The organism is Comamonas composti DSM 21721, from assembly GCF_000429845.1.
In the GTDB taxonomy this organism is placed as follows: domain Bacteria; phylum Pseudomonadota; class Gammaproteobacteria; order Burkholderiales; family Burkholderiaceae_C; genus Comamonas; species Comamonas composti.
The window spans coordinates 80,168-95,225 of sequence record NZ_AUCQ01000013.1; the positions used below are offsets into that span (position 1 = coordinate 80,168).

Sequence of the window (15,058 nt, forward strand, 5' to 3'; positions counted from 1 at the left end):
GGCTGTAGGTGGATTTCCGTGGCACTCGCTGGAATGAAAAAAGGAGCCGAAGCTCCTTTTTTCAACGACTTACAGACGTCAGTGGAAGTCTGCAGACAAGAAAATGGAGCGGGAAAACGGTCTCGAACCGTCGACCTCAACCTTGGCAAGGTTGCGCTCTACCAACTGAGCTATTCCCGCATTTCTACCGAAGCCTAGCATTCTACAACGCCGTTTGCTGCGATGAATGAATTGTAGCGTGTTTTTTCAATCCTTTAGATAAAACTCGCTATTTTCATTTTCATCGCGTGCTTCCATCAATGCTTGACAGCCGGCTCAGTTGCCGGCTTCGGATCAGCTGCAGCCACTGTGGGCGGAGTTTCCTCTGTCGGCAAGGGGTCGGGCATGCGCTCCAATGCCGCCTTGAGCACTTGGTCTATCCATTTGACGGCAACGATTTCAAGGCCACTTTTCACGTTGTCGGGGATCTCCTGCAGGTCTTTGACGTTCTCCTCAGGAATCAGCACGGTACGGATTCCGCCGCGCAAGGCTGCCAGCAGTTTCTCCTTGAGGCCACCGATGGCCGTGACTTCGCCGCGCAATGTGATTTCTCCGGTCATTGCCACATCGGCGCGAACAGGAATACCTGTCAAGGCCGAAACAAAGGCGGTGGTCATGGCCGCTCCCGCACTGGGGCCGTCCTTGGGCGTGGCTCCATCGGGCACATGTACGTGGATGTCTTTCTTCTCAAAAGCCTCATCCTTGATGCCCAGCAGCCTGGAGCGGCTGCGCACCACGGTACGCGCAGCCTCTACGGATTCTTTCATCACATCACCCAGAGAGCCTGTGCGAGTGATCACACCCTTGCCGGGCATGGTGGTTGCCTCGATTGTCAGCAGATCACCACCGACCTCGGTCCAGGCCAGGCCCACGACCTGTCCGACCTGATTGTGCAGTTCAGCACGGCCGTAGTTGTACTTACGCACGCCCAAGTAGTCGGCAAGATTGTCTGCATCGACAACGACCTTGGGCGCCATCTTTTTGAGCTGTAGCCCCTTGACGATCTTGCGGCAGATCTTGGAGAGCTCGCGCTCCAGCGAGCGAACACCAGCCTCACGCGTGTAGTAGCGCACGATGTCTCGTATGGCCGCTTCGGTCAGCTCCATCTCGCCATCCTTGAGACCATTGTTCGTGATCTGCTTGGGTAGCAGGTAGCGGGTGGCGATGCTGACCTTTTCATCCTCGGTATAGCCAGACAGACGAATCACCTCCATACGATCCAACAGGGCCGGAGGAATATTCATGGAGTTCGAGGTGGCCACAAACATCACATCACTGAGGTCGAAGTCCACTTCGACATAGTGATCACCAAATGCATGGTTTTGCTCGGGGTCCAGCACCTCTAGCAAGGCGCTGGAGGGATCACCTCGAAAATCCATGCCCAGTTTGTCGATCTCATCAAGCAGAAACAGCGGATTGCGTGTCCCCACCTTTTCCAGGCTTTGCAGCACCTTGCCGGGCATGGCGCCTATGTAGGTACGGCGATGACCGCGGATTTCCGCTTCATCACGCATGCCCCCAAGCGCCATACGCACGTATTTGCGGCCTGTAGCTTTGGCAATCGACTGACCCAGCGAGGTCTTGCCTACACCTGGAGGGCCAACCAGACACAGGATGGGAGCCTTGACCTTGTCCACGCGCTGTTGCACTGCAAGGTATTCAAGAATGCGGTCCTTGACCTTTTCCAGGCCAAAGTGGTCGGCATTAAGCACATCCTCGGCGTTGGTCAAGTCATGCTTGATCTTGGTTTTCTTGCTCCAGGGAAGACCTGTGAGTACGTCGATGTAGTTTCGCACCACAGTCGCCTCGGCCGACATGGGCGACATGAGCTTGAGCTTTTTGAGCTCAGCCTCAGCTTTTTTGCGAGCTTCTATAGGCATGCGCGCCGACTTGATCTTTTTTTCGATCTCCTCAATGTCTGCGCCATCCTCACCTTCGCCAAGCTCTTTCTGGATGGCCTTGACCTGCTCATTGAGGTAAAAGTCGCGCTGGTTCTTCTCCATCTGGCGCTTGACCCTGCCACGTATGCGTTTGTCCACATTGAGTATGTCGACCTCACGGTCCAACTGCTCGAACAGGTTTTCCAGGCGCTGTTTGATGCCAACCAAGTCTAGTACGGCCTGCTTGCTCTCAAGTTTGAGAGGAAGGTGTGCGGCAATGGTGTCGGCGAGACGGCCTGCATCGTCAATGCTGGCAATCGAAGTCAGGATTTCTGGCGGAATCTTCTTGTTGAGCTTGACGTACTGGTCAAATTGCTGGGTTACTGCGCGCCGCAGAGCTTCGATTTCGCTGGGCTTGTCTGCTTCGGAATCAGGTTCTACGGGCAGGGCCGTGGCCATGAAATGGCTGTCCTCATCCACGACTTGCTTGACCAGAGCACGCTGCTGACCTTCGACCAGCACCTTCACGGTGCCATCGGGCAACTTGAGCATCTGCAAGATCGTGGAAACACAACCGACATCGAACATGTCGGCCGCAGCTGGTTCGTCTTTGGAGGCTGTCTTCTGGGCCACCAGCATGATGCGGCGGTCACCCTCCATGGCGAGTTCAAGAGCCTTGATGCTCTTGGCTCGTCCCACAAACAGCGGTATCACCATGTGGGGGAACACGACCACATCGCGCAGTGGTAGCAACGGCAGGTCTAGAGAGGCGGAGGGCAAAGGGGTATGTCCTGACATGGGAGTCCTCGGTTTGTCAGCGGAATATGGTCCGCCCACCGGTATATTTCAAGCCTGCGCCACCAAGATTCTGTGAGGCGGCGCAAGCGGGGATGTGTGCGGTCTTGTCCAGAAAACGCCCTGCGGCAGGCCCTGTATCAAGCCTTCTTGGCTGCTTCTCTGTAAACCAGCAATGGAGCCTTGCCATCTTCGATGGTGGCTTCCTCGACAACCACTTTTTCCACATTGGCGGCATTGGGCAGCTCGTACATCGTTCCGATCAGCGACTGCTCAAGAATGGAGCGCAGGCCGCGCGCGCCAGTCTTGCGAGCCAGAGCCTTGCGAGCAATGGCCTTGAGTGCTGCAGGGCGGATTTCAAGCTCCGCACCCTCCATGGCCAGCAGCTTGCTGTACTGCTTAACCAGTGCATTTTTGGGCTCGGTGAGAATTTTCACCAAAGCATCCTCACCAAGCTCAGCCAGGGCCGTGACGACGGGCATGCGGCCAACAAGCTCGGGAATGATGCCGAACTTAATCAAGTCTTCGGGCTCGATCTCCTGAAACACTTCCGAGATGGAGCGCTGTTTCTTGCTCTTGACCGTAGCGCCAAAGCCTATGCCCGAAGCCTCGGTGCGGTTTTCGATCACCTTTTCTAGGCCCGCAAATGCACCGCCGCAGATGAACAGAATGTTTGTGGTGTCGATCTGCAGAAAATCCTGATTCGGGTGCTTACGGCCACCCTGAGGGGGGACGCTTGCCATGGTGCCCTCGATGAGCTTGAGCAATGCCTGCTGCACACCTTCACCCGAGACATCGCGTGTGATGCTGGGGTTGTCCGACTTGCGCGAGATCTTGTCGATTTCGTCAATGTAGACGATGCCCCGTTGGGCGCGCTCCACATCGTACTCGCAGCTTTGTAGCAGCTTTTGAATGATGTTTTCGACGTCTTCGCCGACATAGCCTGCTTCGGTGAGCGTGGTGGCATCGGCCATCACGAACGGTACATTGAGCATGCGCGCCAGCGTCTGAGCCAGCAGTGTCTTGCCAGAGCCCGTGGGGCCTATGAGCAAGATATTGCTCTTGGCCAGCTCCACATCGTCCTTGCCGGCCTTGTCCTTGTGGCGCAGGCGCTTGTAATGGTTGTAGACCGCCACGGCCAGAGTGCGCTTGGCCATATCCTGGCCGATGACATAGTTGTCTAGGTTGGCCTTGATTTCTGCAGGCGTGGGCAGATCACTGCGACCATCCTGGGGCTCAGTGCTGGGCTGCTCGTCGCGAATGATCTCGTTGCACAGATCAATGCATTCGTCGCAAATGAAGACGGATGGCCCCGCGATGAGCTTCTTGACCTCGTGCTGGCTCTTGCCGCAAAAGGTGCAGTAGAGGTTTTTTTCGCTGGAAGAGCCTTTTTTCTCGGCCATGGAGACGATGCCTTGTTACAGAAATATGGAAAGAATGATAACCAAATAGAAAGCGGCGCCTTCCTTAGGGGGAAAACGCCGCCCGCCCATGCAGCCCAGCGTCAGGAACGCTTGCTCATCACTTGGTCAACCAGGCCGTAATTCTTGGCCTCGTCTGCGGACAGGTAGTAATCTCGCTCTGTGTCTTGCTGAATCTTTTCCAGCGGCTGCCCGGTGCGTTCAGCAAGAATTTTGTTGAGCTGTTCACGCGTCTTGAGAATTTCCTTGGCGTGAATCTCGATCTCGGTGGCCTGCCCTTGCATGCCGCCTAGCGGCTGGTGGATCATGACCTTGGAGTTGGGGAGTGCAAAGCGCTTGCCCTTGGCTCCTGCAGCCAGAAGAAACGCCCCCATGCTAGCAGCCATACCCGTGCAAAGTGTAGAAACATCGGGTTTGATGAAGTTCATGGTGTCAAAAATTGCGAGACCTGCACTCACCGAGCCCCCGGGGCTGTTGATGTAGAACGAGATGTCCTTGTCCGGGTTCTCGCTTTCCAGGAACAGCAACTGGGCCACAACGAGATTGGCCGTCTGATCATTGACCGGCCCCACGAGGAAGATCACCCTGTCCTTGAGCAGGCGCGAGTAAATATCGAAGGACCGTTCGCCACGGCCTGACTGCTCTATGACCATTGGGATCATGCCCAAGCCCTGTGTATCCATTGCGCTCATGTTTTTCTCCTGTGCGGACAGGCTACTGTAGCCCTATCCGGAAAGAAAATGGGGCTTGTGCGCCAAAGCACAAGCCCCGCTATCGTGCCATGATGCACTGCGCTCCCAAAGCAGAAGCACAGGCAAACGGTTCTCAGGCCATCAGGCCTGGCCCATGAGTTCTTCGAACGACACGTTTTTGTCGGTGACCTTGACCTTGCCGAGCACGAACTCGGTCACATTATTTTCAATCACCACGGCCTCGACCTCGGCCAGGCGCTGACGATCGCCAAAGTACCAGCGAGTCACGTCCTCGGGCTTTTCGTAGCTGGCAGCGAGTTCGTCCACATGGGCCTTGATCTGCTCAGGCGTGGCGTGCAGATCGTTGGCACGCACCAGTTCGGCCACCACCAGACCCAGGCGCACACGACGCTCGGCCTGGGGCAGGAAGACATCCTCAGGAATCTCGGCCTTGCCTGCATCCTTGATGCCGCGCTGCTGCAGTTCGGCACGCGCACCCTCGAGGAGGCGGGCCACCTCGGCCTGCACCGAAGCCTTGGGTAGGTCCAACTCGGCCTTGGAGACCAGGGCATCCATGACAGCCTGCTTGTTGCGACCCTGGACGCGGAATTTGACCTCTCGCTCCAGGTTCTTCTTGATGTCTGCACGCAGGCCGTCGACCGTGCCTTCGCCCACACCCAAAGCCTTGGCAAAGGCTTCGTCGATCTCGGGCAGCTTGGCAGCTTCGATCTTCTTGAGCGTCACCAGGAAGTCGGCCGTCTTGCCTGCGACATCCTTGCCGTGATAGTCCTCGGGGAAGGCGAGGGGGAAGGTCTTGGATTCGCCAGCCTTCATGCCGCGCACGGCATCCTCGAATTCCTTGAGCATCTGGCCTTCGCCGACCAGGAATTGAAAGTCCTGGGCTTCGCCGCCGGCGAACAGCTCGCCGTCGATCTTGCCCTCGAAGTCCACCGTCACGCGATCGCCGTCCACGGCAGCGTCGGCCTGGGCTCGCTGGGCAAAGGTGCGACGCTGCTTGCGCAGGATTTCAACCGTCTTGTCGATGGCGGCCTCATCCACTTCGGCCGACAGCTTTTCGACCTCGGCCGATGCCAGGTCGCCGATCTTGACTTCGGGCATGACCTCGAACACTGCCTCGAATTGGGCCTCTCCTTCGGGAGCGCCTTCTTTCTCGGTGATTTTGGGCTGGCCTGCGACACGCAGCTCGGCTTCATTCACAGCCTGGGCGAAAGCTTCGCCCACCTTGTCGTTGAGCACTTCATACTGCACCGAGTAGCCATAGCGCTGGGCGACCACGCTCATCGGTACCTTGCCTGGACGAAAGCCGTCCATCTTGACCGTGCGAGCAACCTTCTTCAGACGGTTTTCCACCTCGCTCTGGATCGAGGTCAGGGGCAGGCTCAGCGTGATCTTGCGCTCGAGCTTTTCAAGGGTTTCCACAGTAACTGCCATGTTATTTTCCTATGAGGGATTGAAGCAGCGCCGGCCAAATAACAGCCTGCACCGTTATGCGCAAAGTCATGATTCCGCACGCCCGTAGGACCACACAGAACCACAAAATCCGGGCCTGTCTTGCCCGAAGGCACATGATTTGAACATGTCAGGGCGTGACCCCGAACACAAGCGAAGCCGGCCATTATAACGAGCCGATTTTGACGGGCTGCGGCTTGTAATACGGGAATCCACTGAGCTTTGCTGCGTATAGGCTTTTCAGACTTCGGCTGGAGTTGCGTGGGAGGTGCTTAAACCACGACCGGTTCGGGCTCCAGCCGGATGCCAAAGCGCTCATAGACGCTGGTCTGAATCGCCTGGGCCAGGGTCATGACCTCGCCGCCGGTCACGCTGCCGTCCAGGCTATGGCGGTTCCCACGGTTGACAAGGACCAGAGCCTGCTTGTCATAGACGCCTGCCCGACCCATGGTCTTGCCCTTCCAGCCGCAGGCATCGATGAGCCAGCCTGCGGCCAGCTTGACCGTGCCGTCGTCCATGGGGTAGTGAACAATCTTTGGCTCGCGCGCAATGATGTCCGAGCACTGCTCGGGTGTGACCGTGGGATTCTTGAAGAAGCTTCCCGCATTGCCTATTTTTTCGGGGTCGGGCAGCTTGGCACGGCGAATGGCGCAAACCCAGTCAAAAATCTGGCGTGCTGTCGGGCTCTTGATGCCAGCCTCGGTCTGCTTGCGTTGCAGATCCAGATAGCCCAGATCGGGCTTCCAGTCCTTGGGCAAGGCCAGACGCACGCGTGTGATCACGGCTCGGCCGGCCAGACCCAGGCCACGCGGTGGTCGGCCTGCCACTCGGGCCCGCATGACGGCATTGCGCTCGGCGGGTGCATGCTTGAATACCGAATCCCGATAGCCGAAAGCGCATTGGGCTGCCCCCAGCGTAAAAAGCTCGCCCGATGCAAGATCCACGGCATCCAGTGAGTCAAAGCGGTCCTGTAGTTCCAGGCCATAGGCACCTATGTTCTGGACCGGGGCTGCGCCAACCGTGCCCGGAATCAAGGCCATGTTCTCCAGGCCGGCATAGCCCTGAGCCAAGGTCCAGGCCACCAGGTCATGCCAGCGCTCGCCTGCGCCAGCCTCTACGATCCAGTGGCGCTCGGTTTCGTGCAGCAGCCGCATGCCCGAAATTTCCATCTTGAGGACCACGGGCTCCACATCGCCGGTAAGCACGACATTGCTGCCACCACCGAGCACGAACGCGGGTTGACGCCCCCATAGGGGATGGGCCAGGAAATCGCGTATATCGTCCTCGCCGCGCACACGCACCAGGGTATGTGCACGCGCGGCAATGCCAAAGCTGTTGCAATGCTGCAGGGGAACATTTTTCTCGACTAACATCGGTCCGATTGTCGCACCGCCCTGCAGCCATCACGGGCGCGCTGCCCGGGCCATACGGTCCATGCACTACTTTTCCCCTATTGATTGGAAAGACTTTCATGCCTTCTTTTGACACCGTTTGCGAAGCCGACTTCGTGGAAGTGAAAAACGCCGTGGAAAACGCGGCCAAGGAAATCGGGACACGCTTCGACTTCAAGGGCACATCGGCTGCCTTGGAGCTCAAGGACAAGGAAATCACATTGTTCGGCGATGCCGACTTTCAGCTGCAACAAGTCGAGGACATTTTGCGTAACAAGCTCACCAAGCGCAGCGTGGACGTGCGTTTTCTGGATGTGCAAAAGCCGCAGAAAATCGGTGGCGACAAGCTCAAGCAGCTCGTCAAGGTCAAGAACGGCATCGAGGCCGAGCTCGCCAAAAAGCTGCAAAAGCTCATCAAGGACAGCAAGCTCAAGGTTCAGGCCGCCATCCAGGGCGACAGCGTTCGCATCACTGGTGCCAAGCGCGACGACCTGCAGGCTGCCATGGCCCTGATCCGCAAGGATCTTGCCGACCATCCGCTGTCTTTCAACAACTTCCGCGACTGAGCCCCCGCTCCCGGTCCATGCTCGCTTTTCGTTCCTTGCTCCTGGGCGTGCTGTCGGCGGTCATCATGGCCCAGGCCATGGCCCAGTCCGTGTCGCTTGGCGGGATCATGGGCAGCAAGGCCTTGCTGGTCATCAACGGGGCAGCGCCACGAGCCGTCTCCGTCAATGAGTCCTTGCAGGGCGTGCGCGTTCTCAAGGTCGGCCCCGATAGTGCCGAGATCGAAGCTGGCGGCCAGCGCCAGACCCTGTATCTGGGGCAGGCTCCGATGAGCATAGGCCGCATGAGTGCAGGCACACCGCTTGCTCGCCGCCTGGTGCTCAAGGCCGATGGCCGAGGGCACTTCGTGGAGCAAGGTCGCATCAACGGCAAGGCCATGACCTATATCGTGGACACAGGCGCCAGCGCCATCACCATAGGTCGCAGCGATGCCGAGCGTATGGGCCTTTCCTATCAGCAAGGCCGGAGCATTGTGATGCGCACAGCCAATGGCGAAACCCAGGGCTGGCATATGCGTCTGGCCTCGGTGCGCATAGGGGATCTGGAAGTCTCCGATGTGGATGCCGTCATCGCGCCCCAGTCGATTCCTTATGTGCTTCTGGGCAACAGCTTTTTGGCTCATTTCCAGATGACGCGCAAGGGCGACGAGATGGTTCTGGAGCAACGCTGAGCACGGCAAGCACCGCATGAGACCCACTGCGCATGCCACTCCAGGGGACTCCTACGAGGATTTGCTGGGTCTTTGGTCCGATCTTGAGTCGGCCCTGTCGATGCTGCTTTCGGCGCCGCTGTCGGTTCAAGGCTTCGAGCTCAAGCTCAGGCAGATCGATCACTGGCTGCAGGAGTTGCTGGCTCAGGACACGGATGCCGCCCTGTACCTGATGTTCCAGCGGGCGAGCTTTTCCACCGTAGGCTATAGCGCCTCGCATGCCATGGTCTGTGCCTGCCTGTGTCATGTGCTGGCCCAGGAGTTGGGCCTTGGGCTGCGAGAGCACCAGGTTCTGGCCCTGGGAGCCCTGACCATGAACATCGGCATGAGCGCCCTGCAGGATGAGCTGGCCTTGCAGCGCGAGCCCCTGAGCCCGGCTCAGCGGCTGGCCGTGCAGCGCCATCCGCAGGTCAGCAAGGCCTTGCTGATGCGCTTGTTCATCACCGACCCCATGCTGCTGGAGCTGGTGGCCGAGCACCACCAGCCCCAGCCTCAGGACGCACTGGAGAAACTGCCGCCCGCTCGGCAGCTGGCCCATATTCTGAGTACCGTGGACCGCTATGCGGCCTTGATCAGCCCGCGCAGATCGCGCCCTGGACGCAGCGCCACGGATTCCCTGAACCGGCTGGCCCAGCACACCCGGCAGCTCGACCAGACCGGTCAGGCCTTGGTGCGGGCCGTCGGCCTCTACCCCCCTGGAACCTATGTGCGCCTCAACAATGGCGACATAGGGGTGGTCCTGCGCCGAGGCTCGCTTGACATGCCACCCCAGGTCGCCAGTGTCATGGACGCTGCGGGTCATGGGCTGGTGCCCCCGCATATCCACGAAACAGGCCTGCAAAGTCCCCGCATACGCGAGTCCCTGGCTCAGGCTGCGATTGCACGCGCTCTCGATCCGCGCACCCTGGCCCAGCTGGGCGTGCATGCGGCGCGCGCAAGTCAGGCGCTGTGGAGGATGGTGGAGATATAGCCGTCCGAGGCCTGGGCATGGGCTTGCCATCTGCCGGCTCATATAACCCAAGCAAATCCATGGCCTACCAGCCATCAGGCATAGTTAAGGGTTGTGCTCGACTGGCACTCATTTGCCAGCAAGGCATTTGTCTGGTTAGGTAAGCGGCCTTGCCTTCATATTTTCCAACTACGTGCAGAGCCGGTCATGCCCGGCCTGTGCCTTGGCATTTTTCATGATCGAGATTCGGGATTTATCCCTGACATACCAAGGCCCCAAGGGGCCTGTTCATGCTTTGAACGGCATCAATCTCAAGATTGAGTCCGGCGAGGTATTCGGCATCATCGGGCGCAGCGGAGCAGGCAAGAGCTCGCTGGTGCGCTGCCTGAACCTGCTCAATCGTCCCAGCGGCGGTCAGGTGCTGGTTGGTGGCCGCGATTTGATGCAGCTTGGCGATGCCGGCCTGCGTGCGGCGCGGCGTGACATCGGCATGGTGTTCCAGCATTTCAACCTGCTGTCCTCGCGGACGGTCTGGGGCAATGTGGCCTTTCCGCTGGAGCTGGCCGGCATGTCCAGGCAGGAGATTGCCAAGCGCATCGATCCCTTGATCGAGCTGGTGGGGCTGGGCGCCCTGAGCGATCGTTATCCGGCGCAGATATCGGGCGGGCAAAAGCAGCGCGTAGGGATTGCGCGCGCGCTCGCAAGCCAGCCCAAGGTCCTGCTGTCCGACGAGGCCACTTCGGCCCTGGACCCCGAGACCACGCGCGCCATTCTCGATCTGCTGCGCCAGGTCAACCGCGAGCTGGGCGTGACCGTGGTCTTGATCACTCACCAGATGCAGGTCATCAAGCAGATTGCCGACCGTGTGGCCGTGATCGATGGCGGGCAGATCGCCGAGATGGGCCCGGTCCTCGAGGTGTTCACGCGTCCCCGGCAGACGATTACGCGCAGTCTCATCGATGAGATCGTGCCCCAGCAACTGCCCGATTCGGTGATGACACGTGTGCGCGAGCTCAAGCGCCAGCTTGTGCCTGGGCAGGCGGGGCAGTTGCTGCGTCTGTCGTATGCCGGCGAGAGCGCCTACCAGCCCATACTCTCGCATCTGATCCGCGAGCTGGGCCTGGATCTGTCCATCCTGCATGGCCAGATCGACGAGATCCAGGAGCAGACCTTTGGCTCACTGGCGGTTTATGCCAGCGGCGATGCGGCCCGCATAGAGGCTGCCCTACAGCATTTGCGCGCAGTCGGCGTGCAGGTGCAAACCGTACCCGGCGAGGCTTGAGCCATGTTTGAGAATTTTTCGGAAATGATGCTGGAGCTGTTCGTCGACTCGCTTTGGGAGACCATCATCATGGTCGGCGTCTCGGGCCTGGTCGGCGGGCTGATCGGCATTCCACTGGGCGTTTTTCTGCGCCTCACCGACCAGGGCGGGGTGCTGCAAAACGGGCCGGCCAACAAAATCGTGGGCTGGATCGTCAATGCGCTGCGCTCCACACCGTTCATCATCCTGCTTGTGGCCATCATTCCGTTCACGCGTCTGATCACCGGCTCGTCGATTGGCACCTGGGCTGCGGTCGTGCCGCTGACGGTGGCTGCCGCGCCCTTTGTGGCCCGCCTGGTGGAGACGGCCTTGCGCGAAGTGGATGGCGGCCTGGTCGAAGCCGCCCAGTCCATGGGCGCGAGCACGGCCCAGATCGTCTGGAAGGTCTTGCTCCCAGAAGCCCTGCCGGGCATCGTGGCAGGCCTGACCATCAGCTTCGTGAGCCTGACCGGCTACTCGGCCATGGCTGGTGCCATTGGCGGTGGCGGCCTGGGTGACCTGGGCATTCGCTATGGTTACCAGCGCTTTCTGCCTGACGTCATGCTGGCCGTGGTGGTGATCCTGATCTTCTTTGTACAGGCCATACAAAGCCTGGGTGACTGGGCCGTGCGCCGCCTGAGCCATCGCTAGTGTCCTGAAATAGCAGCGCGCAGAGCAAATCACCCGGATATCTTCGCCATGTGGCGCGCTCCGTCCTTGCCATGGTTGTAGCGAGGACGGCGCCCTAAGAACGTGTTTACGATCTCTACGCTGCCGCGTTGGAGCGCAATCGGGATGAGTTCGAGTCGATGGGCCGCAGCTTGCACCGGGGTGCAAGCAAGCTTTAGCGCTAGAAAATAGCCCGATTTCGCTCCAACCCTTCGGGCCAGTGGCTTTGCGGGCGGTCTGCAGCGTTGCGAATCCTCGCAATAGCGCGGCTATTGCTGCGGTGTCGCGCCTCGTATCCCATCCCGCACAGACACTGGCGCGGCACCGAGGAGATCGTAAACACGTTCTAAGAGCGTGGAAAGGCACCGAAGGCGACTCAGGGGGTGGATGGGGCTCGGCTTGCATAGCGCTGTGCAAGCACTGCGCAGACCATGAGCTGCAACTGGTGGAAGATCATCAGCGGCAGCACGATGGAGCCCACGCTGGCTGCGCTGAACAGCACCTGGGCCATGGGGATGCCGCTGACCAGGCTTTTCTTGGAGCCGCAAAACACCAGCGTGATCTCGTCTTCCTTGGACAGGCCCATGCGCCGTGCAGACCAGGTCGTGATGCCCAGTACCAGGGCCAGCAAAATGGCCGATAGCGCGAGCACGCCGATCAGGGCCGGCCAGGGCGTTTGCTGCCACAGGCCGCTGATGACGGCGGCGCTGAACGAGGTATAGACCACGAGCAGGATGGAGCCCTGGTCCACGACCTTGACCAGCTTGGAGTTGTTGGCGAGAAAGCCAGCGATCACGGGCCGCAGCAGGTGGCCGAGCACAAAGGGCAGCAGCAACTGCATGGAGATCTTGCCCACGGCTTCCAGCATATTGCCGCTGGCAGCGTTCTGCTTGAGCAGCAGGCCCACGAGGATGGGCGTGACCACGATGCCCATCAGGGTCGAGGCCGAGGCGCTGCAAATGGCCGCCGGCATATTGCCGCGCGCCATGGCCGTGAAGGCAATCGCCGACTGCACGGTGGCCGGCAGTGCGCACAGAAACAGCACGCCCATATAGATCTGAGGCGTGACCAGGGGCTCAAGCACGGGGCGCAGTCCCCAGCCTAGCAGCGGAAACAGGATGAAGGTGGCTGCAAAAATCGCCAGATGCAGGCGCCAGTGGCCTATGCCGGCCCAGATGGCCTGGCGCGAGAGCTTGGCACCGTGCAGAAAGAACAGCAGGCTGACCATGAACGTGGTGGCGACTTCCATGCCCTGGGCGATTGTGCCGGCCGCAGGGAAAAAGCTGGCCAGGGCCACGGCGATGATGAGCAGAATGGAGAAGAGATCAGGGGCGTAACGAAGGCGGGACATGGTGAGCGAGAAGAGGGAGGCGCAGGGCCGGTGGCGGGCAAGAGCGGCAAAAAGCCAGGCCGCACTTTAAGCCAGACCGGGCCCGGGTGCGCAAGCAAGTATGTGACTTGGGGCGCTGCTGCATTTCACTTTTCGGCCTGCCTGTGCGCGCTCCAGAGGGCGGGCTCCTCCGGGAACGCGCACAGGTGGCGAGGGTGTGCGCTCAATGCGCGCCGGATGCCTCGGCGGCACCGCCGGCTTGTGCCGCGGGCCGCTTGGTCAGCCAGATGAGCACGATGAGCACCAGGAACAGCACGGAGGAGGCGAGGAAGATGTCGTCTGCCGCACGCGTATAGGCCTGCTGGTCTATGAGGCGGTTGATCTGGGCCAGGGCCTGCTCATGGCTGAGCCCGGCCGCCTGCAGGTTCTGCAGCGTCAGTGCGAACGTGCCCTGGCCTTGTACCAGGCCTTCGGTGAGGTGGGCATGGTGCAGCGAGGCGCGGTTGTCCCAGAGCGTGGTTGCGATCGAGGTGCCCATGGCGCCTGCCGTGATGCGCACGAAGTTGCTCAGGCCTGCGGCCGCAGGAATGCGCTCGGGCGCAAGCCCGGACAGCGTGATCGTGGTCAGCGGAATGAAGAAGAAGGCCATGGCCGCACCCTGGATCAGCGTGGGCACGAGGATGTGGACGAAGTTCGTATCCGTGGTGAACTGCGAGCGCATCCACAGCACCAGGGCAAACACCGCAAAGGCGCCCGTGGCCATCATGCGCGGATCCCATTGGCCGACCTTGCGCCCCACCAGCGGTGTCAGCACGATCGCAAAAATGCCCACGGGCGCGAGCGCCATGCCGGCCATGGTCGAGGTATAGCCCAGCCACTGCTGCAGCCACAGGGGCAGCAGAACCACGTTGCCGAAGAACAGGCCGTAGGCAATCGACAAGGCCACGGTGCCGGCCGCGAAGTTGCGGCGCTTGAACAGGCGCAGGTCCACGACCGGATGGGCCTCGGTCAGCTCCCAGACCAGAAAGACCGCGAGGCTGACCACGGCCAGAACGGCCATGGTGATGATCTCCCCGGAGGCAAACCAGTCAAGCTCCTTGCCCCGGTCCAGCATCAGCTGCAGCGCGCCCACCCAGAGCACCAGCAGGGCCAGGCCTATGCTGTCTATGGGCAGCTTGCGCGTTGCGGTCTCGCGGCTGCGGTAGATGCTCCAGGTCATGGCGGCCGAGAGCAGGCCTACGGGCACGTTGATATAAAAAATCCAGGGCCAGGAGATGTTGTCGGTAATCCAGCCGCCAAGCAGCGGGCCGACCACGGGCGCGACCAGGGTGGTCACGCCCCACAGGGCCAGCGCGACGCCAGCCCTGGAGGGCGGATAGCTCGACAGCAGAAGGGTTTGCGACAACGGGATCATGGGCCCTGCCACCAGGCCCTGGAGCACGCGGAACAGCACCAGGGTCTCCAGCGACGAGGCAAAGCCGCAGAGCCAGGAGGTGAGCACGAACAGCAACACGCTGATGGTGAACAGGCGCACGGCGCCAAAGCGCTGCGTGAGCCAGCCCGTGAGCGGCACGGAAATCGCATTGGCCACGCCAAAGCTGGTGATGACCCAGGTGCCCTGGCTGGGGCTGACGCCCACATCGCCCGAGATGGCCGGGATCGCGACGTTGGCAATCGAGGAGTCCAGCACGTTCATGAACGTGGCCAGCGAAAGGGCCAGCGTGCCCAGGGCCAGCTGGGCACCCTTGAGCGGCTCGGGCCTGGAGGGCAGGGCCGCAGCGGCGGGGGGCGGGGCGCTGGGCCCGGCCCCGTCGAGCCCGGGGGCAGAGGTGGTTGAGGTCATGGCAAA

At 60.5% G+C, this 15,058-nt stretch carries 12 protein-coding genes and 1 tRNA gene; 5 read left to right on the forward strand and 8 right to left on the reverse strand.

All coding sequences use genetic code 11. The features are described 5' to 3' along the window. Positions 1 to 104: 104 nt before the first annotated feature. The 6 genes from G486_RS0109410 to murB form a co-directional block, all read right to left on the reverse strand. Positions 105 to 180 (reverse strand) — tRNA-Gly (locus G486_RS0109410). A 116-nt stretch (positions 181 to 296) separates the two neighbouring features. Beyond that, positions 297 to 2,717: an endopeptidase La gene (gene lon / locus G486_RS0109415; protein WP_027015319.1), complete on the reverse strand. Its 2,421-nt coding sequence runs from the start codon at positions 2,715 to 2,717 to the stop codon at positions 297 to 299. Between the two features lie 137 nt (positions 2,718 to 2,854). After that, a complete protein-coding gene (gene clpX / locus G486_RS0109420; RefSeq protein WP_027015320.1) occupies positions 2,855 to 4,117 on the reverse strand; it encodes an ATP-dependent Clp protease ATP-binding subunit ClpX in 1,263 nt (420 codons plus the stop codon). A gap of 101 nt (positions 4,118 to 4,218) precedes the next feature. Next, positions 4,219 to 4,827 (reverse strand): ATP-dependent Clp endopeptidase proteolytic subunit ClpP, encoded by a 609-nt coding sequence (clpP, locus tag G486_RS0109425; RefSeq protein WP_027015321.1) that lies wholly within the window; start codon positions 4,825 to 4,827, stop codon positions 4,219 to 4,221. Positions 4,828 to 4,968: 141 nt separating this feature from the next. After that, the gene (gene tig / locus G486_RS0109430; RefSeq protein WP_027015322.1) at positions 4,969 to 6,279 is read right to left on the reverse strand and encodes a trigger factor; all 1,311 of its coding nucleotides are present in this window, start codon (positions 6,277 to 6,279) and stop codon (positions 4,969 to 4,971) included. Positions 6,280 to 6,569: 290 nt separating this feature from the next. Continuing rightward, positions 6,570 to 7,670, reverse strand: a complete 1,101-nt coding sequence (murB, locus tag G486_RS0109435; RefSeq protein WP_027015323.1) for a UDP-N-acetylmuramate dehydrogenase — start codon at positions 7,668 to 7,670, stop codon at positions 6,570 to 6,572. Between the two features lie 98 nt (positions 7,671 to 7,768). Here murB and G486_RS0109440 point away from each other — a divergent pair, with 98 nt between their 5' ends. The 5 genes from G486_RS0109440 to G486_RS0109460 all read left to right on the forward strand — a co-directional run bounded on the left by G486_RS0109440 (position 7,769) and on the right by G486_RS0109460 (position 11,861). Then, the gene (locus G486_RS0109440) at positions 7,769 to 8,254 is read left to right on the forward strand and encodes a YajQ family cyclic di-GMP-binding protein (protein ID WP_027015324.1); all 486 of its coding nucleotides are present in this window, start codon (positions 7,769 to 7,771) and stop codon (positions 8,252 to 8,254) included. Between the two features lie 17 nt (positions 8,255 to 8,271). Beyond that, positions 8,272 to 8,922 carry a retropepsin-like aspartic protease family protein gene (locus G486_RS0109445; protein WP_027015325.1) on the forward strand — a complete coding sequence of 217 codons (651 nt, stop codon included), beginning with the start codon at positions 8,272 to 8,274 and terminating at the stop codon, positions 8,920 to 8,922. 16 nt (positions 8,923 to 8,938) lie between these two features. Then, positions 8,939 to 9,931, forward strand: a complete 993-nt coding sequence (locus G486_RS0109450) for an HD-GYP domain-containing protein (RefSeq protein ID WP_027015326.1) — start codon at positions 8,939 to 8,941, stop codon at positions 9,929 to 9,931. 214 nt (positions 9,932 to 10,145) lie between these two features. Further along, positions 10,146 to 11,192, forward strand: a complete 1,047-nt coding sequence (locus G486_RS0109455; RefSeq protein ID WP_027015327.1) for a methionine ABC transporter ATP-binding protein — start codon at positions 10,146 to 10,148, stop codon at positions 11,190 to 11,192. A 3-nt stretch (positions 11,193 to 11,195) separates the two neighbouring features. Next, positions 11,196 to 11,861 (forward strand): methionine ABC transporter permease, encoded by a 666-nt coding sequence (locus G486_RS0109460; protein WP_027015328.1) that lies wholly within the window; start codon positions 11,196 to 11,198, stop codon positions 11,859 to 11,861. A gap of 394 nt (positions 11,862 to 12,255) precedes the next feature. On the opposite strand, the gene G486_RS0109465 is transcribed toward G486_RS0109460, so the two are convergent. Together G486_RS0109465 and G486_RS0109470 are read right to left on the reverse strand one after the other, a co-directional pair. Further along, a complete protein-coding gene (locus G486_RS0109465; protein WP_027015329.1) occupies positions 12,256 to 13,230 on the reverse strand; it encodes a bile acid:sodium symporter family protein in 975 nt (324 codons plus the stop codon). A 202-nt stretch (positions 13,231 to 13,432) separates the two neighbouring features. Beyond that, positions 13,433 to 15,052 carry a DHA2 family efflux MFS transporter permease subunit gene (locus tag G486_RS0109470; protein ID WP_027015330.1) on the reverse strand — a complete coding sequence of 540 codons (1,620 nt, stop codon included), beginning with the start codon at positions 15,050 to 15,052 and terminating at the stop codon, positions 13,433 to 13,435. Between the last annotated feature and the right edge of the window lie 6 nt (positions 15,053 to 15,058).

Excerpts from the sequence above, each read along its gene's own strand:
- G486_RS0109445 (WP_027015325.1), top strand. The coding sequence starts at position 8,272 with ATGCTCGCTTTTCGTTCCTTGCTCCTGGGCGTGCTGTCGGCGGTCATC.
- G486_RS0109460 (WP_027015328.1), top strand. The coding sequence starts at position 11,196 with ATGTTTGAGAATTTTTCGGAAATGATGCTGGAGCTGTTCGTCGACTCG.
- lon (WP_027015319.1), bottom strand. The coding sequence starts at position 2,717 with ATGTCAGGACATACCCCTTTGCCCTCCGCCTCTCTAGACCTGCCGTTG.
- murB (WP_027015323.1), bottom strand. The coding sequence starts at position 7,670 with ATGTTAGTCGAGAAAAATGTTCCCCTGCAGCATTGCAACAGCTTTGGC.
- G486_RS0109465 (WP_027015329.1), bottom strand. The coding sequence starts at position 13,230 with ATGTCCCGCCTTCGTTACGCCCCTGATCTCTTCTCCATTCTGCTCATC.
- G486_RS0109455 (WP_027015327.1), top strand. The coding sequence starts at position 10,146 with ATGATCGAGATTCGGGATTTATCCCTGACATACCAAGGCCCCAAGGGG.
- clpX (WP_027015320.1), bottom strand. The coding sequence starts at position 4,117 with ATGGCCGAGAAAAAAGGCTCTTCCAGCGAAAAAAACCTCTACTGCACC.
- G486_RS0109440 (WP_027015324.1), top strand. The coding sequence starts at position 7,769 with ATGCCTTCTTTTGACACCGTTTGCGAAGCCGACTTCGTGGAAGTGAAA.
- G486_RS0109450 (WP_027015326.1), top strand. The coding sequence starts at position 8,939 with ATGAGACCCACTGCGCATGCCACTCCAGGGGACTCCTACGAGGATTTG.
- tig (WP_027015322.1), bottom strand. The coding sequence starts at position 6,279 with ATGGCAGTTACTGTGGAAACCCTTGAAAAGCTCGAGCGCAAGATCACG.
- clpP (WP_027015321.1), bottom strand. The coding sequence starts at position 4,827 with ATGAGCGCAATGGATACACAGGGCTTGGGCATGATCCCAATGGTCATA.
- G486_RS0109470 (WP_027015330.1), bottom strand. The coding sequence starts at position 15,052 with ATGACCTCAACCACCTCTGCCCCCGGGCTCGACGGGGCCGGGCCCAGC.